The organism is Serratia sp. CY44782 (genome assembly GCF_052168715.1).
Classification (GTDB): Bacteria; Pseudomonadota; Gammaproteobacteria; order Enterobacterales; family Enterobacteriaceae; genus Serratia; species Serratia nevei.
This window is the reverse complement of the sequence record NZ_JBJNME010000001.1, coordinates 204,135-227,016: the sequence shown is the minus strand read 5'-3', so window position 1 is coordinate 227,016 and position 22,882 is coordinate 204,135. Positions and strand designations below refer to the sequence as shown.

The following is a 22,882-nucleotide window of genomic DNA, read 5'->3' as shown; positions in this document are numbered from 1 at the left end:
AAACGATCGGTTTTTTTAGTTTTTCAGTAAAATCTGATCGCGCTTATTGACAACCAGGTCGCGCCAGTCACGGCGCGCGCTTCGCGCGGCAAGTTACATTTCACCCCCAAGTTATCCACAAATTAGGCCGGTTTTGTTCACTTGCAAACGCCTTATTTTCTCACTATCTTGTTACCTCACCGACATACACCCCCTATATATAGTGTTTACATACTGAGCAGAGCGACTACACTTTCTGCTTAGGGGAACCATACGGACAGGTAAAACACCACATGAACCAAAGTCTGCTTGTAACTAAACGCGATGGCCGTAAAGAGCGCATCAACCTCGACAAAATCCACCGGGTCATCGATTGGGCCGCAGAAGGATTACACAACGTCTCGGTTTCTCAAGTAGAGTTGCGTTCACATATTCAGTTTTATGATGGCATCAAAACCGCCGACATTCATGAAACCATCATCAAAGCCGCAGCCGATCTGATCTCCCGCGATGCGCCGGACTATCAGTACCTGGCCGCTCGCCTGGCGATCTTCCACCTGCGCAAAAAGGCTTATGGTCAGTTCGAGCCGCCGAAGCTGCACGCCCACGTCATTCGCATGGTCGAGATGGGCAAATACGATAAGCATCTGCTGGAAGACTACAGCGCTGAAGAGTTCGAGCAGATGGACGCCTTTATCGATCACTGGCGCGACATGAACTTCTCCTATGCCGCCGTCAAGCAGCTGGAAGGCAAGTATCTGGTGCAGAACCGCGTCAGCGGCGAGATCTACGAAAGCGCCCAGTTCCTGTACATGCTGGTGTCCGCGTGCCTGTTCTCCAACTACCCGCGTGAAACCCGTCTGGACTACGTCAAACGTTTCTACGACGCGATTTCCACCTTCAAGATTTCGCTGCCTACGCCGATCATGTCCGGCGTGCGCACCCCAACCCGCCAGTTCAGCTCCTGCGTGCTGATCGAGTGCGGCGACAGCCTGGACTCCATCAACGCCACCTCCAGCGCCATTGTGAAATACGTTTCGCAACGCGCCGGCATCGGCATCAACGCCGGCCGCATTCGCGCGCTGGGTAGCCCGATCCGTGGCGGTGAAGCCTTCCATACCGGCTGCATCCCGTTCTACAAGCACTTCCAGACCGCCGTCAAATCCTGCTCGCAGGGCGGCGTGCGCGGTGGCGCAGCAACGCTGTTCTACCCGATGTGGCACCTGGAAGTGGAAAGCCTGCTGGTGTTGAAAAACAACCGCGGCGTTGAAGGCAACCGCGTGCGTCACATGGACTACGGCGTGCAGCTGAACCGCCTGATGTACCAGCGTCTGATCAAGGGCGAAGACATCACCCTGTTCAGCCCGTCCGACGTGCCGGGGCTGTATGACGCGTTCTTCGCCGATCAGGACGAATTCGAGCGTCTGTATACCCAGTATGAGAAAGACGACAGCATTCGCCAGAAGCGCGTGAAAGCGGTTGAGCTGTTCTCGCTGATGATGCAAGAGCGCGCCTCTACCGGCCGCATCTACATCCAGAACGTTGACCACTGCAATACCCACAGCCCGTTCGATCCGCAGATCGCGCCGGTGCGTCAGTCCAACCTGTGCCTGGAAATCGCACTGCCGACCAAGCCGCTGGAAGACGTCAACGACGAAAACGGCGAAATTGCGCTGTGCACCCTGTCCGCCTTCAACCTCGGCGCGATTGACAGCCTGGACGATCTGGAAGAATTGGCAACCCTGGCGGTGCGCTCGCTCGACGCCCTGCTGGATTATCAGGATTATCCGATCAAGGCCGCGCACCGTGGCGCGATGGGCCGCCGCACCCTGGGTATCGGCGTCATCAACTTCGCTTATTACCTGGCGAAGAACGGCGTGCGTTATTCCGACGGCAGCGCCAACAACCTGACGCACAAAACGTTCGAAGCCATTCAGTACTACCTGCTGAAAGCCTCCAACCGTCTGGCTCAGGAACAAGGCGCTTGTCCGTGGTTCAAAGAGACCACTTATTCGCAGGGTATCCTGCCGATCGACACTTACAAGAAAGACCTGGATGCTGTCTGCAACGAGCCGCTGCACTACGACTGGGAAACCCTGCGTAAAGAGATCCAGGAAACCGGCCTGCGCAACTCAACGCTGTCCGCCCTGATGCCGTCGGAAACCTCTTCGCAGATTTCCAACGCCACCAACGGCATCGAGCCGCCGCGCGGCCACATCAGCATCAAGGCGTCGAAAGACGGCATCCTGCGCCAGGTGGTGCCGGAGTATGAGCGTCTGAAAGACAACTACGAGCTGCTGTGGGAAATGCCAAGCAACGACGGTTATCTGCAGCTGGTAGGGCTGATGCAGAAATTCATCGACCAGTCGATCTCGGCCAACACCAACTACGATCCGACCCGCTTCCCGGGCGGCAAGGTGCCGATGAAGCAACTGTTGAAAGACCTGCTCACCACCTACAAGTTCGGTGTGAAAACGCTGTACTACCAAAACACCCGCGACGGTGCGGAAGACGCCCAGGAAGATTTGCAGCCTGCCAAGGCCGGCGATGACGACTGCGAAAGCGGCGCCTGCAAGATCTAAAGTTTGACCTAGCGGGCCGGAATTTTCCGGCCCCTTCATTTAGCCACGTTACGATGGATTCAGGCTTATGGCTTACACCACTTTTTCTCAGACCAAAAACGACCAGCTGCAAGAGCCGATGTTCTTCGGCCAGTCGGTAAACGTTGCGCGTTTCGACCAGCAAAAGCATGAAATCTTCGAAAAACTGATCGAAAAACAGCTCTCCTTCTTCTGGCGCCCGGAAGAGGTTGACGTCTCCCGCGACCGCATCGATTACCAGGCGCTGCCGGAGCACGAGAAGCACATCTTCATCAGCAACCTGAAGTATCAGACGCTGCTGGATTCCATCCAGGGCCGCAGCCCGAACGTCGCCCTGCTGCCGCTGATCTCGATCCCTGAGCTGGAAACCTGGGTGGAAACCTGGTCGTTCTCCGAGACCATCCACTCCCGTTCCTACACTCACATCATCCGCAATATCGTCAACGATCCGGCGCTGGTATTCGACGATATCGTCACCAACGAAGAGATCAAGAAGCGCGCGAAAGACATCTCCGGCTACTACGACGATCTGATCGAGATGACCAGCTACTATCACCTGTTGGGTGAAGGCACCCACCAGGTGAACGGTAAAACCGTCACCGTCAATCTGCGCGCGCTGAAGAAGCAGCTGTACCTGTGCCTGATGAGCGTGAACGCGCTGGAAGCGATCCGCTTCTACGTCAGCTTTGCCTGCTCCTTCGCGTTCGCCGAGCGCGAACTGATGGAAGGCAACGCCAAAATCATCAAGCTGATCGCCCGCGACGAAGCGCTGCACCTGACCGGCACCCAGCACATGCTGAACCTGATGCGTTCCGGCGCCGACGATCCGGAAATGGCAGAGATCGCCGAAGAATGTCAGCAGCAGTGCTACGATCTGTTCGTGCTGGCCGCCCAGCAGGAAAAAGAGTGGGCGGAATACCTGTTCCGCGACGGCTCGATGATCGGCCTGAACAAAGACATCCTGTGCCAGTATGTGGAGTACATCACCAATATCCGCATGCAGGCGGTCGGCCTCGGTCTGCCGTTCGAAACCCGCTCCAACCCGATCCCGTGGATCAACGCCTGGTTGGTGTCCGACAACGTACAGGTGGCGCCGCAGGAAGTGGAAGTGAGCTCCTATCTGGTTGGCCAGATCGACTCGGAGATCAACGCCGACGACCTGAGCGACTTCGAACTGTAAGCGATGGCGACGCCAATCGTAACGCTGCGCGCCGCCGGCACGCAGCTCTCCTGCCCCAACAGTGAAAACTGCCTGCTCGACGTGCTGGAACTGCACGACGTGCAGGTGGAGTACCAATGCCGCTCCGGCTATTGCGGCGCCTGCCGCCTAAAGCTGGTGAAAGGCGAAGTGGCCTACCGCCAACAGCCGCTGGCGTTTATCAACGCCGGCGAGATCCTGCCCTGCTGCTGTATGCCGCTGACGGATATCGAGCTGGAAATGTAAAGTCGGGTGCCGGAAACCGCGCCTGGAGACCAGAAGGCGGGGTTGCCCCCGCCCTATGATTACCGCTTCACCTCACACGCCAACCTGATCAGGATAGTGATATTTTCCTGGTAGATTTTCAGCTCGCACAGCGAGTCTCTTATCATCCAGATAAATAACAAAACCGTAATACATACAACGGATAGCGAGTGAAACACATGCTTTAAGCGCATGCTTGCCTCCTTGCTGTGAAGGGGCTACCATAACGGTGTCTAGGCGTTAGGGCAGCCCCATTCTGATTGAGAGTCAGTTTGGGGCTTTCATCTATCCGCCTTGTCACACAATGCCCAAGACGAACAGTCTCAAGCACCCGCCAAAAGAGTAACAGCATTCCCTCGCCGCGAATATCCCCTATAATATTATGATTAATCAGGGATATATAACTATCCTCAAAGTATTTCGCTTAGCGCCCCTTTCCTGCCGATGCGGAAAAATAACGCGCCGGAGAATCGCCAAAGGCTTTGCGAAACATGGCGATAAAATTGCTCGGCGAGGCATACCCCAGCGTTTCCGCGATCTGCAACACCGTTTCACCTTCGGCCAGCTTCGCCAATGCATATGACAACCGAGCCTGCTGGCGCCACTGGGCAAAACTCAGCCCCGTTTCGCCGATCATCAGCCGCCGCAGGGTTCGCGGCGACATCGCCCCCCATTCGGCCCAGGCTTCCAGCGAACGCTCGCTCCCCGGCTGCGCCAGCAAGGCCTGCAGAACGCCGGCCAGGCGCGGATGGGACGACATCGGCAAATGCAGCGGCTCCGTTGGCGCCAGACGTATCTCGTCCCGCATCACCTGCGCTATGCGATCCTGCTCCAGGGTGAGCGCGCTGCACTTGTCCCAGCCTTCTGCTCGCTGAGCCAGCGCCTGCAGCACGGCACTAATGCCGATGACGCAGGGTGCATTCGACAGATCGTTGCAGGCCTCCGGCGCCAGCAGCAAGCTCCAGCCGCTCAGCGCACCGCAGACCTGCACCCGGTGCTGCGTCGCCGGCGGGATCCACCCCGCCCGCTGCGGCGGCAGCACCCAATCGCCGTGCGCCGTGCGTACATGCAGCAAACCGCTTTCGACGCACAGCAGCTGCCCACGCACATGCTGATGCCAGTCGTATTCGCGTGTGCCCAACCGATACTCCCGGCCTGCCGCGTCGCGGCCGCCAAGGGCGATCAACCAGGGGCCCGCCCGCCATTCGCTGCAGTCAGCATCGGCGAAGTGAGGGTTATCGTTCATATTGGCCACTTATCACTATTTTTAGTCCAGATACCGTTATATCAACCTTTTCCTGCGCCGACATAATGAAATGCTTCCGGCCGCTCCCGTTTGTGGCCACTGACTCACGAGGGAACATGATGACAACACTCAGCATTGGCATTATCGGCGCCGGGCCCGGCGGCCTGTGTCTGGCTCAGGGACTGCATCGCTTCGGCATCCACGCCACGGTGTTTGAACGTGACACCACGCCGCAAGCGCGCGATCAGGGCTACCGGCTGCGCATCGATCCGACGGGCCAGCAGGCACTGGCCGCCTGTCTGCCGCCGGCGAATTACCGGTTGCTCTGCGCCAGCAGCGCGCAAAACAGCGGCGAGAGCAATCTATGGGATCCGCAGCTTGCCCCGCTCAACGCCCGACGCCCCGAGCACTGGCTGCCCTCCAGCCCGTGGCAGGCGCAGGAACTGAGCGGCGATCTCGGCATTCATCGGCAAACGCTGCGCGAAATCCTGCTCACCGGTCTGCAAGACCGGGTGCGCTTCGGCTATACCCTGTATGAATTGGCACAAACGCCGCAGGGCGTGGAGCTTCAGTTCGCCAACGGCGAGCATGTGCGGGTCGATGTGCTGATCGCCGCCGACGGCGTCAACTCGCTGGTGCGGCGGCGCTGCCTGCCCAAGGCGGGGCCCGAAGACAGCGGCGCGGTCACCCTCTACGGCAAAACGCCGCTCGATGCGGCGACCCGTGCCCAATTGGCCCCCGAATTGCTGGGCGGCGTGTCGGTCGTCTTCGCCGACGGCTTGTCGCTGGTGATTGAACCGATGCGCTTTCAGGCGCCCATGGCGCAGCTGGCAGCCGACTATGCGCCGGACTGCCCCCTCACGCCGGTCGACGACTATCTCTATTGGGCCTGTATCGGAACGGCTGAACGGCTCGGCGGGCCGGCGCAGGCGGAGGGAAGCGCTGCGCTGCAGGCGCGCGTAAGGCATATATCGCAGGGATGGGCCCCCGCCTTGCAAACGGCGTTAGCGCTGGCGGACCCTCAGTCACTCAGCGTTCGGGCGGTGCAGGTCACGAAAGCGATGCCGGTGTGGCACAGCGAACACATCGCCTTTCTCGGCGACGCCGTGCATGCCATGAGCCCGGCGGGCGGGCTCGGCGCCAACACCGCGTTGGCGGACGCCGCCAGCCTGGCGACGCATCTGGCGCAGGCCGGCAGCGCCGCGCAGGCACTTAAGGACTATGGTGCAGATCTGCAAACGCGGGGCGCGGCGGCGATACGCCTTTCACGCCTGGCGTCCGAACGGCTGCAGCAAAACCGTGACGCCGGCGACTCGGCGCCATGACCGTCACTCGATAATTTCCACCACCTCCAGCCAGGCGTTTTTACCGCACGCCTGGCCCCCATTCAGCCAGCGGCGCAGCATATCCAGCGCCAACATCGCCACCGACTCCTGCCGCAGCCGCAGGCCGTGGCGCGACGCACGATAACGCACGGTCTGGCCAATGCCGCCGCGCGGCGTATGCAGCGCAATGCTCACCTGCTCGTCGCGCATGGCGCTGACCGCCAACGCCAACGGCGCACCGGTCAATTCCGCCAGTGAGCGGGCGCGCGCCAGCGTCGTTTCCAGCGTTTCGATGCAGTGCGCCGGCAGCAGCTCGCCCCCCGCCAGCGGCGCCCCTTCGCTCTGCAGCTGCAGATTGATCAACCCGGCGCTGAACTGCTCGCTCAACGCCAGCTTCAGCCCTTGCTGATTCAGGCGCTGCGTCAGCGTCGCCGGCAACCCGGCGGTGCCTTCAAAGATGCAGTTGTCCCCCGCCACCTCGCGCACGCGCCGCCAGGCCTGCTCCATCTCCGCACGCCGGCTTTCCGGCCCGGTCAGCTTCAGCTCGATAATCGGGCTGGATGAGCGGTAACCCAACACCACTTCCGGCGGCAGCGGCATGCCATCCAGCTCGGCGGCCAGATCGCTCTCGGAGGTGCCGAAGGTGGTCAGGCGCAGGCACAGCGGCGGCGCCGGCAAGGTGAAGCGCTGGCGCAGGCGCGGCACAATCTGCTGTTCGACCATCACTTTGAATTCCGACGGTACGCCGGGGGTGAAGAACATTTGGCATTTGTTCAGCTGCAGCGCAAAGCCGCAGGCGGTGCCTACCGGGTTATCCAGCATTTCCGCGTTGGCCGGGATCTGCGCCTGCTTGCGGTTGGAAGGGGCCATCGGCCGCCCGCGCTCGGCGAAATAGGCCTCCATGCGCGCCAGCCAGTCGTCCCGTTCAACCAGCTCTACGCCACAGGCTTTCGCAGCGGCCAGCGCGCTGAGATCGTCGCTGGTCGGCCCCAGGCCGCCGTTGACGATCAGCACATCGGCAATATGGCTTCGTTCCTGCAGGATCTCGATCAACGCAGAGAGGCTGTCCCCGACCGTTTCCCGCCCGCTCATCGGTACCCCCTGCTGGAACAGGTAGTCCGCCAGCCAGGCGGCGTTGGTATCAATAATTTGCCCGTGCAGCACCTCATCACCGGTGCTGAGCATCTCCACTCTTAACATTGATCTCTCCCACATTTTTAGATCATTTCACTATAGAGGCCCGCCAGTAACTTTTCACCAGACATTATCGATAAAGATCAAGACAGTCTGTCTTTATTCACAGCCAAATAAAAGAATCGTTAAGCAACAAAATAAAAACAACTTATTAACACGTGTATATACAATTAAACACAAATCGCTATGCTTCGCGTTCTGAGGGAACAACTTGCCACTGACAAAACTTTTATGGAGCGAAAGTGAATATGAAGAATCGCACTGTTGGCAGCATTTTTATCGTAGCGGGTACTACCATTGGCGCCGGGATGCTGGCAATGCCGCTGGCAGCAGCCGGCGTGGGTTTCAGCATCACCTTGGCGATGCTGGTCGGACTGTGGCTATTGATGTGTTACACCGCACTGTTGCTCGTTGAAGCCTATCAGCATGTGCAAGCCGATACCGGACTGGGCACACTCGCCAAACGATATCTCGGCAACGGAGGGAAATGGCTCACCAGCTTCAGCATGATATTCCTGAAATATTCGCTCACCGCTGCCTATATCAGCGGCGCCGGCGAACTGCTGGCGACCAGCGTCAGCCAGTGGGCATCTATCGATTTTCCCCTGCCCTTAGGAGCGATAATTTTTACGCTGGTGGCCGGCGGCATCGTATGTATCGGCGCCCACTCCGTTGATTTTTTCAACCGCATTCTGTTCACCGCCAAAGTGGTGTTTCTAGCGGTGATGCTCGGCCTGATGCTGCCGAATATCCAGCAGGCCAACCTGATGACGCTACCGTTGGCACAGGGGTTGGCGCTGTCGGCCATTCCGGTAGTCTTTACCTCTTTCGGTTTCCACGGCAGCGTGCCGAGCATCGTCAACTACATGGGAGGTAATACTCGCAAGTTGCGTTGGGTGTTTATCATCGGCAGCGCCATCCCACTGATAACCTACGTCCTGTGGCAGCTGGCGACATTGGGCAGCATCAGTTCCGACACCTTCGTCGGTATTTTGGCACAGCGTGCCGGTCTGAACGGTTTGTTGCAGGCCGTTCGAGAGGTAGTGGCATCACCTCATATCGACCTGGCAATGCACCTGTTCGCCGATCTGGCGCTGGCAACCTCGTTCCTCGGCGTGACGCTAGGGATGTTCGACTTTCTGGCTGACCTGTGCAAACGGCAAAATACTCCGCTAGGGCGGCTGCAGACAGGTCTTATCACCTTTCTGCCGCCACTGGTATTCGCCTTGTTCTACCCACGTGGCTTTATCTTGGCACTCGGATTCGCCGCCGTTGCGCTATCGGTACAGGCACTCCTGCTGCCAGCGCTACTGGCATGGAAAACGCGCCAGCAGCACCAAGCAGCATACCGCGTTTGGGGCGGCAAACCTGCGTTAACCCTCGTGCTGCTCTTTGGATTGGCGATGATCGTCATTCAGTTGAGTATCGCCGGCGGTATCCTGCCTTCCGTAAAATAATTTAACGAATGTCCCGGCGGTAAAATCCGGCGGGGCTTTTACTTCCTCAGAGTTAGACCAAAGCACAATCCCTATGTAAACATAAATGAACACACATCGTAACGCCGGTTTGACACAAATTAGGGCTTCCACTATCCTGCCATCCTCATAAATCGTTACCTATAATTTTCAAAATCTTTCGGCTGGTAGAGAAAAAACGTGAAGAATCGCACTCTTGGCAGTGTTTTTATCGTGGCGGGCACCACCATTGGCGCCGGGATGCTGGCGATGCCGCTGGCGGCGGCCGGCGTCGGCTTCGGCGTCACGCTGGCCTTACTGGTCGGGCTGTGGCTGTTGATGTGTTACACCGCGCTGCTGCTGGTGGAAGTCTACCAGCATGAGCAAGCGGACACCGGTTTGGGCACGCTCGCCAAACGTTATCTCGGCGGCGGCGGCCAGTGGCTGACCAGCTTCAGCATGATGTTCCTGATGTACGCCCTCACCGCCGCCTACATCAGCGGAGCCGGAGAACTGCTCGCCACCAGCATCAGCCAATGGACGTCGCAGGACTTCCCGGTGTCGCTCGGCGTACTGCTGTTCACCCTGGTGGCCGGCGGCGTAGTGTGCATCGGCACCCACTCGGTCGACCTGTTCAACCGCATCCTGTTCAGCGCCAAAGTGGTGTTCCTGGTGGTGATGCTCGGTCTGATGTTGCCCAATATCCACCAGACCAACCTGATGACGCTGCCGCTGGAGCAGGGCCTGGCGCTGTCGGCCATTCCGGTTATTTTCACCTCTTTCGGCTTCCACGGCAGCGTGCCGAGCATCGTCAACTACATGGGCGGCAACATTCGCAAACTGCGCTGGGTGTTTATCATTGGCAGCGCGATCCCGCTGATCGCCTATATCTTCTGGCAGCTGGCGACGCTGGGCAGCATCAGCTCCGATACCTTCGTCGGCATTCTGGCGCAGCAGGCCGGGCTGAACGGCCTGTTGCAGGCGGTGCGCGACGCAGTGGCCTCGCCGCACGTTGAACTGGCGGTGCACCTGTTCGCCGATCTGGCGCTGGCGACCTCGTTCCTCGGCGTGGCGCTCGGGCTGTTCGATTTCCTGGCCGACCTGTTCAAACGGCAAGACAACGTGCGTGGCCGCTTGCAAACCGGCGCCATCACCTTCCTGCCACCGCTGGCCTTTGCGCTGTTCTACCCGCGCGGCTTCGTGCTGGCGTTGGGATTCGCCGCCATCGCCCTGTCGGTGCTGGCACTGCTGTTGCCTTCACTGCTGGTGTGGAAAACGCGCCAAAAACATCAGGCGCAGTACCGCGTCTGGGGCGGCACGCCTGCGCTGGCGTTGGTGTTTGTCTGCGGGGTGACGGTGATCGCCATTCAACTGGGCATCGCCAGCGGCATGCTGCCGGCGGTGGGATAACGTATTCGGGGGCCGTTTCGGCCCCCGAATGCGTTCAAGCGGGTGGATTAAGAATAGCGTCAATCTGCGCCGCTGTGAGCGACAGACCGAAAAAGTCCCGATAAAAACCTCTCGTCTCTTCCCGCATGTCAATGTCGGCAAAACGCGCCGGGTACAGCGTTTTCGCCAACCATAAAAACTGCAGCGCCTCTTCGCTGGTCTCGCGACACCACCAGAACATCCCCTTGGGATTGACCACGACCCGATGCCGCAAAACGGCATCGATGCCCTGCCATTGCGCGGAGGCGCGTATCTCTTCGGCATCGCGCCTGTTCATCGCCACGATCACCTGCGGATTGGCGGCCACGATCTGCTCCAGCGCCACTTCGCCCGCCCCCTCTTTTTTCAGACCAAACCACGTTTCCGCCACGTTGGCGGCGCCGGCCAGATCCATCCAATCCTGGTTAAGCGACGGTCGCCCTGAGGTGGTCAGCGGATTGCCCATGCTGTGATAAACGCGAATGCGCTGTCCTGGCGGCAAATCCTTCAGTCGCTCGGCGACGCGCGCCACATTACGAGAAAAATAGCGCTCGTAAGCCAACGCTTTTTCCTGTGCATCCGATCCCAGCGCGGCCCCCGTTTTTAACACTCGCTCGCGCAGCGCCGCCATCGAATTGGCTTTAAACGCCAATACGCGCACCCCAGCCCGTTCGAGTAAATCCAATTGCGGCACTTTCATGCTGTCAGGCACAAACAGCAGCCGAGTGCCAAGCGCGATGATTTGTTCCGGATTCAACGCTTGCCCACTATTCACACTCACTACCGGAACGGCGTCAATGCGCGGCAGGCTTTGGCGAAACAGCGGGATCTGTTTCGCGACATTCGATGTGCCGACGATATTGTCGCCATAGCCCAGCATCGCGATGATGGCGTTTTGCGCAGGCCACGGCGAGGCAATGCGCATCTCGCCAGCAGGCGGCGCGGCCCACAAACCGCCATGCAACAACACGCCAACCAACAGCACCCATGCAGGCAACGATACGATTCTCATGGCGCCCTCAGAAGTCAAAGGTAACGGATGCGCGCACTTCACGGCCGCTGCCGAGAAACGCGCTCGATGCCCCACCGTTCCCGTCCGTGCCCGACGGGAAAATTGAGGCCCAGTAATGTTCGTTCGTGACGTTATTGACCGTCAGCCGCAAAGTCGCAGGCACGGAATGAATGCGGGTAGCGTAGCGGGCCCCCAGGTCCAGCGTGGTGTAACTGTCAGCCCAGGCGCTATTGGTGTCGTTCGCTGCTCGCTTGCCGGTATAGTGCACGTTGGCGCTATAGACCCATTGCGGCATCGAAGGCAGGCTGTACTCCACCAGCATATTGGCCTGCACCTTCGGCACGCCGACCACGCGCTTGTCGCGCGTGCTGTCGGAAACCGTCTCTTTCAGTTGCGGATCGAGCAGCGTGACGCCGCCAAACAGGCTCAGCCCTTCACCCATGCGCCCGGCGGCCGTCATCTCAAGGCCATTGTTCACCTGTTCGCCTTGCTCCTTGTACACCCGGTCTTCGGCGTCAACATAAGCGAACGGCCGCTTGAGGCGGAACAGCGCGGCGCCGAGGTTCATCTCCCCGACGTCGGCTTTCAGGCCAATCTCATATTGCCGACTGCGATAGGGCTTGAGCGTCTGCCCTTCGTTCTTCACGCCTTCTCCCTGCGGGGCCGTACCGCCTTGCTCCAGCGAGTCGGCATAGCTGACATAGGCCATCAGCGTCGGGGTAATTTTGTACATCAACGCCGCATTCGGGCTCAAACCCTGTTGATTGTCCTCTTCGATTTTCTTGCCGTCGGCGCCGTAGTTGCGCGTTTGCAACCAGCTTTCGCTTAAATAGAGCATCGCCGACCACTGCGGATTGAAGGTCATCGTATCGCCGAAAGTCACGCTCTGCTGGCTGTTGTCGCTGGATTTATAGCGCGCGCCGTTCTTGGGGATCTTTCCGTCGCCCGGCTCATGCATCGCCGACGGATGATACATATTGTCGATACCCAAATCGTAGCGCCGGCTGGCGCCTTTGCCGCTGTAGATAGACCAGACGTAGCCCGTCGTGGCGAGCGCCAACTCATGCCCCACCGAGCCGGTATCGATATGGCCGTTCAACGTCAGCGTATTGCTCAATACCCGAAATCGCCCCGAGGCGCTGGAGTCGCTCATCGACCGCTTGATGTCGCCGTCGCCGTTGAGCAGGGTGCTGGATACCGAACGCATGGCGCGATCCGCCTGTTGCCAACCTACGCCGCCCGTGACTGACCAATCGTCATTGAAGTAATGAATCAGCCGTGTGCTGAGGGTGTCAGTGGTTAAATCGTTACCCGCCGTTGCGAGTGCCAGACGTTTATTCTGCGGATTGGGGGCGGAAGGCAGCGGGACATTCGGCCCATAGCTGAAGCCGCCGGGATAACCCTTTTGCAGGAATTCGTAATGGCTGGCGTCCAGCTGCAGCTGCGTGCCCGGCTTGATATTCCAGTCGAACGCCACGGCCAACAGCCGACGGCGCAAGGTACTGTCGTCAACGCTGCCTTCACCCTCTTCGTTGAGGGCATTGATGCGATAGCCAAACGTATTGTCGTCGTCGAGATGGCCGCCGAGGTCGACGTGGCCGCTGAAGGCGCTGCGGCTCTGATACCCGAGCGTCACCTCGCGTAGCGGTTGCGGCGTCGGGCGTTTCGCCACAAAGTTGAACTGCCCGGCCGGGCTCGCAGGGCCATACAAGGCACCGGTCAAACTGTTGAGTACATCCAGCCGCTCCAGCATTTCAACGGGAAAGGCCGTAGTGGAGACAATGTTCAACCCATCCAGGCGGCTGTTCGCTACCACGCTGCCCTGCATGCCGCGGCTTTGAGGCCGCCCGACGTCCATGCCGCCGCGAGCCTGCATCTGCGTGCTCGGTGAATATTTCAGCAATTCGGCGACGCTTTTCGCCTGCTGATTTTTGATCATCGGTTGGGTCACGGTGGTAGAAGAATAAGGCGTATCGATCCACGCCCTGGTGCCCAGCGGCCCGAGTTCAATCTCCGGCGTTTTAAAACCGGCGCCGGATGCGCTTTCCGTCGCGGGGGATAACGCGCTGCCGGTGACGGTCAACACCTCGTCACGATCGGCCTGCGCCGCAGCGGTATAAGGAAAGAGTGAGGCAAGCAGCGGCATCAGCGCCGCCAGTGGATTTCGGTAAGTCATGACGTCCATATCGTTATATAAAAATTTATATTACGAATTTTACGGCATGTGCCCCCATATGGCGATGCCGATCGTCGAGTCTTTAAATTATTTAATCTTTTTCCATTCAGAGTCCGGATGGATTTCCCGTTGATGGCACAAATAAAAATCCCCCGGCCAATGACCGAGGGATTCGGAAAACGCGATGGGCCGCAGCCCGTCAGCCGGCCTTAGAAGCTCAGGCCGACACCGACATAAGGGCCATCGGCCAGCGTATTGTCGCGACGCCCGTCTTTGCCTTCCATTTGCATGTAACGGTAGCCCACGTCCACGCTCAGCGGACGGAACTTCCAGCGCAGGCCGCCGCTGGCTTCGTTATAGGCTTTCACGCCGCTGGTAAAGGATTCAGGCGCAAAGTACCCTTCGCCGTGCAGGCTGAAGTAACGGTTAATCTCCCACTCCAGGCCGCCACCCAGCGCCACCGCCCCGCCGCTCTTCCCGTCTTTCGGGCTGAGGTACAGCGCTTTGGCACCCACGGTCGCCGTCAACGGCCCCAGCGGCACGCCGAAGTTCAACCCCAGGCTGCCGACGTTGCCGTCGTGATCGCTGCGCGCCCAGTTGCCGGTCAGGCCCAGGCCTGAAGAGCCGGTGCTCATGCCGACGCCCAGGTTGGTGTAGTGCTGCCCGGCTTCGCCCGACACGCTGATGGCGTTCGCCGCACCGGTCACCAACAGCAATCCTGCCGCGCACGCGACCCAAGTCTTTTTCATCATCTTTCCCTCTGGTTTGTCATCCGTACCGAATGATCGAATCAACGCATAATAATAACGTCACGAGTCTATACCAAAGCGCAATGAGTATTTAAGGGATAAAAGCGAAAAAATTCTTCAATAATCAAATAAATGTAAATATTTGCAAACAACGTTCTCTATTCGTCAAGGCGATGTCAACGATAACCGAGACCTATTTGCCGCCGCTCGGCAATAGGTCTACAACTAGTAGTGGCTTTGACCAAGGTCAGGGGAAAAAGCCCCGCCAAAGGACTATGCTGATGAACGCTTAAACCGCCCGAGTCTTTACTTAACTGCACTACGATAAGGAGCAAGTGATGAGCAAGAAAGGACTGACCACCGCAGCCGGCGCCCCGGTTGTCGATAACAATAACGTGATCACCGCAGGCAAACGCGGCCCGATGCTGTTGCAGGACGTGTGGTTCCTGGAGAAACTGGCCCACTTCGACCGTGAAGTCATCCCAGAACGCCGCATGCACGCCAAGGGATCCGGCGCCTACGGCACCTTTACCGTTACCCACGACATCACCCGCTATACGCGCGCCAAGATCTTCTCCGAGGTCGGCAAACAGACCGACATGTTTATCCGCTTCTCCACCGTCGCCGGTGAGCGCGGCGCAGCCGACGCCGAGCGCGACATTCGCGGCTTCGCCATGAAGTTCTATACCGAAGAAGGCAACTGGGATCTGGTGGGCAACGATACGCCGGTGTTCTATCTGCGCGATCCGCTGAAGTTCCCCGATCTCAACCACGTGGTGAAACGCGATCCGCATACCAACCTGCGCAACCCCGTCTACAAGTGGGACTTCTTCTCCCACCTGCCGGAATCGCTGCACCAGCTGACCATTGACTTCAGCGATCGCGGCATTCCGAAATCCTACCGTCACATGCACGGTTTCGGCAGCCACACCTTCAGCTTTATCAATGCCGCCAACGAACGTTTCTGGGTGAAATTCCACTTCCGCTGCGAGCAAGGCATTGAAAACCTGATGGATGAAGAAGCGGAAGCGATCATCGCCAAGGATCGCGAAAGCTCACAGCGCGATCTGTTCGACGCGATCAAACGCGGCGACTTCCCGCGCTGGAAGCTGCAAATTCAGATCATGCCGGAACACGAAGCGTCGCAGACGCCATACAACCCGTTCGATCTGACCAAGGTGTGGCCGCACGGCGACTATCCGCTGATCGACGTCGGCTATTTCGAGCTGAACCGCAACCCCGACAACTACTTCTCCGAGGTTGAGCAGGTGGCGATGAACCCCGCCAACGTGGTGCCGGGCATCAGTTTCTCGCCGGATAAAATGCTGCAGGGCCGTCTGTTCTCCTATGGCGATGCGCACCGCTATCGCCTGGGCGTTAACCACCACCAGATCCCGGTGAACGGCGCCAAATGCCCGTTCCACAACTACCATCGCGACGGCGCGATGCGCGTGGACGGCAACAGCGGCAACGGCGCCACCTACGAACCGAACAGCTTCGGCCTGTTCCAGGAGCAGCCGGACTTCAGCGAACCGCCGCTGAGCATTGAGGGTGCGGCCGATCACTGGAATCATCGTGAAGATGACGATTACTACAGCCAGCCGCGCGCGCTGTTCAACCTGCTGAGCGCAGAAGAGCACCAGCGCATGTTCACCCGCATCGCCGGCGAACTGTCGCAGGTGCCGGAACACATCCAGCGCCGTCAGGTCGAGCTGTTCACCAAGGTACACCCGGACTACGGCGCCGGTGTCGCCAAGGCTCTGGGGCTGAAATAACCCCCTGCTGCTATCCACTCAGCCGCCCTTTCGGGCGGCTTTTTTATGCCTGAGAAAGACGCTGCGCCACCCACTGCTGCAACTGACGGCGCGAAATCTTGATGCCGCCGTTTTTCAGCTCGTCGGGCAACGAGAGTAAAGCCGCCGGGCGTTGGAAATTGGCCAGTTTATCCTGCGACCAGGCGAGCAACGCCGCCAGCGACAGCGACGGTTCGCCGTCGATTACCGCCACCGGCCGCTGGCCGAACTCGGCATCCGCCACCGGCACCACAAACGCCTGCGTGATCTGCGGATGCGCCGCCAGCACACGTTCGATATCCTCCGGCTGCACCCCTTCACCGCCGCTGAAAAACAGGTTGTCCAACCGGCCGAGAATACGCAGTTCCCCCTCGGCCATCACGCCGCGATCGCGGGTCGCAAACCAACCCTGTTCATCGGCCAGCGGCTGCAGACGGCCATGACGCCAGTAGCCGAGCGCCAGGCTGTCGGCGCGGATCCAGACTTCTTCGTCCACCAGTTTGATCCCGCGGCCGCTGAGCGGCAGGCCAACGCCCGGCCGCGCATCGGCGCGTTTGGCACACACCGTGGAAGCCAGTTCGGTCAGGCCGTAGCCGCACCAGCAGCGGATCCCCGCCGCCTCCGCCCGTTCGGTCAGCGCCACCGGGATCATTGCGCCGCCGAGCAGCACCTCTTTCAGCGTCGTGCCCGTCAGCGGTTGCGCCAGCAGCCGCCAGAGCTGTGTCGGCACCAGCGAGGCGTGCGTGCAGCCGACCAATGCCTCGGCCAGCGGATGCATTTCGCGCACCGCCAGCCGCGCACCCACCGCCAGCCAGCGCCAGACGATACCCTGGCCGGAGACGTGAAACAGCGGCAGTGACAGCAGCCAGCAATCCTCGCGCTGAAAATCCATCAGCCGCAACACCCCGGCGGCGCTGGCCAGATGGTTGGCGTAGCTGTGCGCCGCCGCTTTAGGCATGCCGCTGGAGCCCGAGGTCAGCGTCAGCGTCGCCAGACGCCGCACATCCCACCTCGGCAGGTTCGGCCAGCGCGGCTCGGTCGAGGGCGGCGTCAATCGAATCACCTCTTCCGGCAACGCCGGCAACGGATCCGGGCCGAAGGCAAAGGTGATGTCCAATTCGGGTAACAGCTGCGTCAGCAGCGGCGTCGGCAAGGCGGGATTGAGCGGCAACAGACGCGCGCCGCATTGCAGCAGCGCCAGGTAGGCCAACAGCAGCGGATAGCTGTTTTTACCGCACAGCGCCACGCCACAGCCCGGCTCCACTCCCTGGTGCTGAAAATCCGCCGCCAGCTCATCCACCCGACCTTGCAACGCCAGCCAGCTCAGCGGCTGTTCGCCGAGCAGCAGGGCCGTCGCCTGTGGCTGAAGGCGCGCCCAGTGTCGCCACGGCCAATCGCTTAACGGCGCCATAGGCACTCCAGCGCCGAAATATCCAGCAGCGGCAATGCGCTGCCTGGCCAAGGCCGCAGCACCTGCGCCTGCATCAGCCCCAGCGTATCCAGCCCCGGCACGGTGTCCGGCGTCAGCCAGCGGGCGATGCGCGCCAACTGGGTTAACCCCAGGCTAGACTCGATGCTGGAACTGATCACCGCCGTCAGCCCCGCCGCATGCGCCTGCGCCACCAGCAACTGGCAGCGCGTCAGGCTACCAACCAGCGTCGGCTTGATCACGATCGCCGCCACGCCCGGCTCGGCCTGCACCACAAAGTCCGCCTCACGCACGCTCTCATCCCAGGCGATGGCAATGCCGGTCGCCCGGGCGAAATCGCGCGATTCATCACGGGTCTTGCAGGGCTCTTCCAAAAAGGCGATGCGATCGCGCCACGCCGGGTTGACGTATTTGGCGAAGCCGTCGGCTTTGGCGCGGGTCCAGCTGCGATTGGCATCCAGCCGCAGCCGCAGATTCGGCAGCGCCTCCAGCAGCACGTTGACGATCATGCCGTCGCGCACCGCCTCATACAGCCCCACCTTCACTTTCGCGACTTTCTCGCCCGGCAAGGCGCTCAATATCTCGAACAGCTCGTCCGGATCGCCGGTGCACAGCGGCGCCTTGCGAAAATCCGCCTGCGTCGGCAAGCGCTGCTCCAGCTCGGCCTGCGCGCAGCTAATCCCAAAGGCCACCGAGGGCAGCGTGCTGTCATCCGGTTCGTTGCCCGCCAACCAGGCCGGCAGCCAGTCCAACGCGGCCTGTTCGGCCTGCGCCAACGTTTCCTGGCTGAATTCCGGCAGCGGCGCGATCTCGCCCCAGCCTTCACGCTCGCCCTGACGCAGCTGCACCACCCATCCGTCACGCGTTTTCAACCGCTGATTGCGCAGCACCACGCCCGCCTCCATCGGCAGGCTGTAACGGTAAAGCGCCGCGCTGCGGTTTACCCCGCTCATTACGGGTTACGCTTGAATTTGCTGAAGTCCGGCTGACGCTTCTCGTTGAACGCGTTGCGCCCTTCTTGCCCTTCGTCGGTCATGTAGAACAGCATGGTGGCGTTGCCCGCCAGCTCCTGCAAACCGGCCTGGCCGTCGCAGTCGGCGTTCAGCGCCGCCTTCAGGCAGCGCAGCGCCATCGGGCTGTTCTGCAGCATTTCTCGGCACCAGCGCACCGTCTCTTTTTCCAGTTCGGCCAGCGGCACCACGGTATTGACCAGGCCCATGTCCAACGCGGCAGCGGCATCGTACTGGCGGCACAGGAACCAGATTTCGCGCGCCTTCTTCTGGCCGACGATGCGCGCCATGTAAGACGCGCCCCAGCCGCCGTCGAACGAGCCCACTTTCGGGCCGGTCTGGCCGAAGATGGCGTTATCCGCCGCGATGGTCAGATCGCACATCATGTGCAGCACGTGGCCGCCGCCGATCGAATAACCGGCCACCATCGCCACCACCGGTTTTGGGCAGGTGCGGATCTGGCGCTGGAAGTCCAGCACGTTGAGGTGATGCACACCGCTGTCGTCGCGATAGCCGCCGTAGTCGCCGCGCACTTTCTGATCGCCACCGGAGCAGAAGGCCTTATCACCGGCGCCGGTTAGAATAATGACGCCGATGCCGTCGTCGTAACGGGCGTTGGCCAGCGCGTCGATCATCTCTTTGACCGTTTGCGGGCGAAACGCATTGCGCACCTGCGGCCGGTTAATGGTGATTTTGGCGATGCCGTCGGCGGACTTGTGATACAGAATGTCTTCGAAATCGCCGGTGCAATCCTGCCAGGCGATGGCGGCATACAGCTGTTCTTCATTCGGATAAAGCATGTTCGGTTCCTTTAACCAGGGTTAACGAGAAAGGTCTGCAGCTCGGCGACGAAATCCTGCGGATTGGCCAGATGCGCGTTGTGCCCGGCCTGCGGCACGATGCGCAACGGCAACCCGGCGTCGCGCGCCAGCCGTTGAAATTTGGGGTCGTTCTCACCGCACAGCACCTGCAGCGGCACGCTCAGTTGGCGCAGCTGCGGCGCCAGATAGGGCTGCCGCCCGAGCGACGTGGCTTCGAGCATGTCGGCGATCGCCGGGCCGCTGTTGACCGAGCGCGCGGCGATCAGCGCCTGGCGGTGCACGTGGCTAAGCTCTTTGAACACCGGCTGCTGATACCAGTCCGCCAGAACCTCGGCGATCGGCTCACTGCGGAAGCGCTCCGCCCACAGCGCATCCTGTTCGCAGCGCCGGCGGCGCTGCTCTTCGTCCTCTAGCCCCGGGTTGCCGCCCTCGACGATCACCCCCTGCAGGCCGGCATGGCGGCCGTGGCAGGCGTGATACATGGCGATGCGCCCGCCGAGCGAGTAGCCTACCAGCCAATAGCGTTCGATATTGCGCAGCTGCAGCGTGGCGGCGATCTGCGCGCTGATGTCGTCGAAGCCGCGGCAGCTCACCGCCACGGAATCGCCGTGGCCGGGCAGATCGATGGCCAGCGACGGCCATTCCGGGCAGCGTGCGGCGATCACCCGCCATTCATTGTTGTTGCCGAGCAGGCCATGCAGCCACACCAGCCACGGGCGGCCCGCTTCGCCCTGTTGCAAAATTCGCGTCGCCAGCATCATTGCACCGCCATATGTTGCACCAGGTATTGCAGGCTTTCGGCCCCCGCGCTCGGCGGCACCTGCAGTTCGATAAGCGTGGCGCCGCCGCGCCGCCAGCCTTGTTCAACCGCCTGTTGCAGCTGGCTCCAGTTCTCCGGCCGCGCGTAACCCAGCTGGAACATCGCCGCCGCGTGGCTAAACTCGACGTTCTGCGGCATGCAGTAAAAGCGCTGACGATCCTCTTCCGGCGTCGGCAGCAGCGAGAAAATTTGGCCGCCGTTGTTGTTGACGACGATCAACACCGTTGGCGCCGAGCTCTGGCGCAGCAGCGCCAGCGCATTGAGGTCATACAGAGCGGAAAGATCGCCCACCACCGCCAACGTCGGCCTGGCGGTTGCGCGCTGCACGCCGGCGGCGGTGGAGATCAGGCCGTCGATGCCGCTGGCGCCGCGGTTGCTGAATACCGGGTAGGCGACGGGCAATGGCGTTAACGCGTCAATCAGTCGCACCACCAGGCTGTTGCCGAGAAACAGCTGGCCGTTCTCCGGCAGCAGTTCCGGCAGGCGATGCGCCAGCTGCGCTTCGCCAAAGTTATCGTGCAGATGCGTGGATGCCGCCGTCAGCGCCTTATCCGCCAGCGCGGCCAGCCCGGCGGCCCACGGCGCGCGCGGCTGTGCCGGGTGCTGCGCCAACCACTGCGCCACGCCGGCGCGCAGGCGCCGCCCCCGGTGCTGGGCCGGATCGAGCCGCCCCGGCAGCTCGTCGATGACCCAATACTCTTCCGGCCGGCACTGCGCCTGCCACTGCAGCAGGCGTTTGCCGGTCAGGCTGCCGCCGAACTGCACCACCAGTTGCGCATCTTGCAGTACGCGCTGCGCCTGCGGGTAAGCGAGCCACAAATCGGCGCAGGGCAGCGGTTGCCCGGTCTGCGACAGCACGTCGCCGATCAGCGGCCAGCCCAGCGTTGCGGCCCATTCGGCCACCTGAGCGCCCTCTTGCGCGCTCATGCGCCCGGCCAGCACCACGCCGCGTTTCTGCCGCCAGAAGAACCAGTCCGGCTGCGGCAATGGCGCCGCATGTGTCTCGCTTTCCTGCAGCCACGGACGATCGCTCTGCCACCAGTCGCCCAGCGCGGCGGACCAATCGGCATAGTGACGTTCGTCGCCGCCGTACAGCGGCTCGGCGAACGGGCAGTTGATATGCAAAGCGCCGTGTTGCAAGCGCGCCATCGCGCTGTCGACGCTGGAGGCCAGCCACGCGGCCGGAATATCCGGCGTAGGACGCGGCAGATCGATCGCCAGCGTCGGGTGGCTGCTGTAGAGGCCGCTTTGACGGATCGCCTGATTGGCGCCGCAGTCGATCAACTCCGGCGGCCGATCGGCAGTGAGAAACACCAGCCGCTCACCGGTCAGGCCGGCTTCGATCAACGCGGGATAAAGGTTCGCCGCCGCGGTGCCGGACGTGACAATCACCGCCACCGGCTCACGCGCCGCCTTCGCCAGCCCAAGCGCCAGATGGCCGAGCCCGCGCTCATCAAAATGGGTATGACAGATAAACGATCGGTTGGCCGCAGCGGCCAGCGTCAGCGGCGTGGAGCGCGATCCCGGAGCGATACAAACATGCCGCACCCCATGGCGGGCCAGCGCCTCGAGCAGCACAGCCGCCCACCGGCGATTAAAAACACTTGTCGACATAGTTCGCTCACAAGTCAGTTAGCAGAGATCGTCTCCGGCGCAGCCGACGGACGCCGCGCCTGTAGTTACGCTCTGTATTATATGAGGTGTTATTTTCACGGCTTTTGCGCCAGCGCAAGAACGCCGTATATCCCTGGGTATTTACACCAGATAATTATTTGATTTAGAACAAAAAATAAACAATAAAAACACAAATACTTTACACTTGCGGCGGCGCCGGCTCAATCCGTCCATACAAAAACAAGGGAAATAAAGGCGCTCCGACGACGGCTAGCGGGAAGTATAGGCGGGATAAGGGAAAGCCAGCGGGGAAACAGCGAGATGAACAACACAGTCTGCAGAAAAGCACGAGGCGGCCTGCGCCGCCCCGATTTCGTCATTTATTTACGGGCCAGCAGCAGCCCCAGCACCAGCCCGACGGTGGCGCCGATACCTACGCTGTGCCAGGGTTTATCCCGCACGTAGTCGTCGGTGCGGTGTACCGCTTCTTTGGCGCGCGCGTAGTAGGATTCACCGGTGTTCGCCCAGCGCGCCTTGACCTCACTCAGCGCCTGCTCGGCGTGCGACTTGATGTCGACGTAAGCCTGATCCGCGCGATCGCCGGTGTATTGCAGCACTTCTTCCAGCGTCTCGGTCAGCATTCTCAGATCGTCATCCAGCGTAGTTTGCTCAGCATCCGTATATCTTGCCATCGTGAGATCTCCGTGGTTGAAAAATTAAGCGTTCCTACACTATAGACAAGGATCGCCGCCTGCGGCCATCGGACTTTT

The 22,882-nt window shown here is 60.7% G+C and carries 19 protein-coding genes; 7 read left to right on the top strand and 12 right to left on the bottom strand.

What is annotated here, in order from left to right:
- Positions 1-272 precede the first annotated feature (272 nt).
- The 3 genes from nrdA to yfaE all read left to right on the top strand — a co-directional run bounded on the left by nrdA (position 273) and on the right by yfaE (position 4,023).
- On the top strand, positions 273-2,561 hold the full coding sequence (nrdA, locus tag ACJ8HT_RS01115; RefSeq protein ID WP_194572922.1) for a class 1a ribonucleoside-diphosphate reductase subunit alpha: 2,289 nt from the start codon (positions 273-275) through the stop codon (positions 2,559-2,561).
- A 67-nt stretch (positions 2,562-2,628) separates the two neighbouring features.
- Entirely contained in the window at positions 2,629-3,759 is a 1,131-nt protein-coding gene (nrdB, locus tag ACJ8HT_RS01110) for a class Ia ribonucleoside-diphosphate reductase subunit beta (RefSeq protein WP_019453694.1), read from the top strand.
- Positions 3,760-3,762: 3 nt separating this feature from the next.
- Positions 3,763-4,023, top strand: coding sequence for a class I ribonucleotide reductase maintenance protein YfaE (gene yfaE, locus ACJ8HT_RS01105; RefSeq protein WP_033653779.1), 261 nt, complete (start codon positions 3,763-3,765; stop codon positions 4,021-4,023).
- Positions 4,024-4,082: 59 nt separating this feature from the next.
- Here the strand turns inward: yfaE and ACJ8HT_RS01100 are convergent, their stop codons facing one another.
- Together ACJ8HT_RS01100 and ACJ8HT_RS01095 are read right to left on the bottom strand one after the other, a co-directional pair.
- Positions 4,083-4,235 (bottom strand): Hok/Gef family protein, encoded by a 153-nt coding sequence (locus tag ACJ8HT_RS01100; protein WP_194572921.1) that lies wholly within the window; start codon positions 4,233-4,235, stop codon positions 4,083-4,085.
- 230 nt (positions 4,236-4,465) lie between these two features.
- Entirely contained in the window at positions 4,466-5,287 is an 822-nt protein-coding gene (locus ACJ8HT_RS01095) for an AraC family transcriptional regulator (protein WP_197652411.1), read from the bottom strand.
- 116 nt (positions 5,288-5,403) lie between these two features.
- Here ACJ8HT_RS01095 and ACJ8HT_RS01090 point away from each other — a divergent pair, with 116 nt between their 5' ends.
- Complete coding sequence (locus ACJ8HT_RS01090) at positions 5,404-6,612, top strand: FAD-dependent oxidoreductase (protein WP_244664515.1); 1,209 nt, start codon at positions 5,404-5,406, stop codon at positions 6,610-6,612.
- 3 nt (positions 6,613-6,615) lie between these two features.
- On the opposite strand, the gene ACJ8HT_RS01085 is transcribed toward ACJ8HT_RS01090, so the two are convergent.
- The gene (locus tag ACJ8HT_RS01085; protein ID WP_194570960.1) at positions 6,616-7,812 is read right to left on the bottom strand and encodes a nicotinamide mononucleotide deamidase-related protein YfaY; all 1,197 of its coding nucleotides are present in this window, start codon (positions 7,810-7,812) and stop codon (positions 6,616-6,618) included.
- A 242-nt stretch (positions 7,813-8,054) separates the two neighbouring features.
- On the opposite strand from ACJ8HT_RS01085, the gene tyrP (ACJ8HT_RS01080) reads away from it, so the two are divergent.
- Entirely contained in the window at positions 8,055-9,263 is a 1,209-nt protein-coding gene (gene tyrP, locus ACJ8HT_RS01080; protein WP_197652410.1) for a tyrosine transporter TyrP, read from the top strand.
- 198 nt (positions 9,264-9,461) lie between these two features.
- The gene (gene tyrP / locus ACJ8HT_RS01075; RefSeq protein ID WP_004935940.1) at positions 9,462-10,670 is read left to right on the top strand and encodes a tyrosine transporter TyrP; all 1,209 of its coding nucleotides are present in this window, start codon (positions 9,462-9,464) and stop codon (positions 10,668-10,670) included.
- Between the two features lie 34 nt (positions 10,671-10,704).
- Here the strand turns inward: tyrP (ACJ8HT_RS01075) and ACJ8HT_RS01070 are convergent, their stop codons facing one another.
- From ACJ8HT_RS01070 to ACJ8HT_RS01060, 3 genes are all read right to left on the bottom strand, one after another.
- On the bottom strand, positions 10,705-11,700 hold the full coding sequence (locus ACJ8HT_RS01070; protein WP_208523688.1) for an ABC transporter substrate-binding protein: 996 nt from the start codon (positions 11,698-11,700) through the stop codon (positions 10,705-10,707).
- A gap of 7 nt (positions 11,701-11,707) precedes the next feature.
- A complete protein-coding gene (locus ACJ8HT_RS01065; protein WP_376787976.1) occupies positions 11,708-13,885 on the bottom strand; it encodes a TonB-dependent receptor in 2,178 nt (725 codons plus the stop codon).
- A gap of 200 nt (positions 13,886-14,085) precedes the next feature.
- The gene (locus tag ACJ8HT_RS01060; protein WP_016926923.1) at positions 14,086-14,625 is read right to left on the bottom strand and encodes a YfaZ family outer membrane protein; all 540 of its coding nucleotides are present in this window, start codon (positions 14,623-14,625) and stop codon (positions 14,086-14,088) included.
- A 338-nt stretch (positions 14,626-14,963) separates the two neighbouring features.
- On the opposite strand from ACJ8HT_RS01060, the gene katA reads away from it, so the two are divergent.
- On the top strand, positions 14,964-16,400 hold the full coding sequence (gene katA, locus ACJ8HT_RS01055; RefSeq protein WP_060420075.1) for a catalase KatA: 1,437 nt from the start codon (positions 14,964-14,966) through the stop codon (positions 16,398-16,400).
- A 43-nt stretch (positions 16,401-16,443) separates the two neighbouring features.
- Here the strand turns inward: katA and menE are convergent, their stop codons facing one another.
- From menE to elaB, 6 genes are all read right to left on the bottom strand, one after another.
- The gene (gene menE, locus ACJ8HT_RS01050) at positions 16,444-17,829 is read right to left on the bottom strand and encodes an o-succinylbenzoate--CoA ligase (protein ID WP_197652408.1); all 1,386 of its coding nucleotides are present in this window, start codon (positions 17,827-17,829) and stop codon (positions 16,444-16,446) included.
- Positions 17,817-18,800 (bottom strand): o-succinylbenzoate synthase, encoded by a 984-nt coding sequence (gene menC, locus ACJ8HT_RS01045; RefSeq protein ID WP_197652407.1) that lies wholly within the window; start codon positions 18,798-18,800, stop codon positions 17,817-17,819. Before menC ends, menE begins: the two co-directional genes overlap by 13 nt.
- Positions 18,800-19,657 carry a 1,4-dihydroxy-2-naphthoyl-CoA synthase gene (gene menB, locus ACJ8HT_RS01040; protein WP_019453706.1) on the bottom strand — a complete coding sequence of 286 codons (858 nt, stop codon included), beginning with the start codon at positions 19,655-19,657 and terminating at the stop codon, positions 18,800-18,802. Before menB ends, menC begins: the two co-directional genes overlap by 1 nt.
- Before the next feature lie 11 nt (positions 19,658-19,668).
- Positions 19,669-20,439 carry a 2-succinyl-6-hydroxy-2,4-cyclohexadiene-1-carboxylate synthase gene (gene menH / locus ACJ8HT_RS01035; RefSeq protein WP_197652406.1) on the bottom strand — a complete coding sequence of 257 codons (771 nt, stop codon included), beginning with the start codon at positions 20,437-20,439 and terminating at the stop codon, positions 19,669-19,671.
- A complete protein-coding gene (gene menD, locus ACJ8HT_RS01030) occupies positions 20,436-22,112 on the bottom strand; it encodes a 2-succinyl-5-enolpyruvyl-6-hydroxy-3-cyclohexene-1-carboxylic-acid synthase (RefSeq protein ID WP_197652405.1) in 1,677 nt (558 codons plus the stop codon). Before menD ends, menH begins: the two co-directional genes overlap by 4 nt.
- 380 nt (positions 22,113-22,492) lie before the next feature.
- Positions 22,493-22,804, bottom strand: a complete 312-nt coding sequence (gene elaB / locus ACJ8HT_RS01025) for a stress response protein ElaB (RefSeq protein WP_123895519.1) — start codon at positions 22,802-22,804, stop codon at positions 22,493-22,495.
- Between the last annotated feature and the right edge of the window lie 78 nt (positions 22,805-22,882).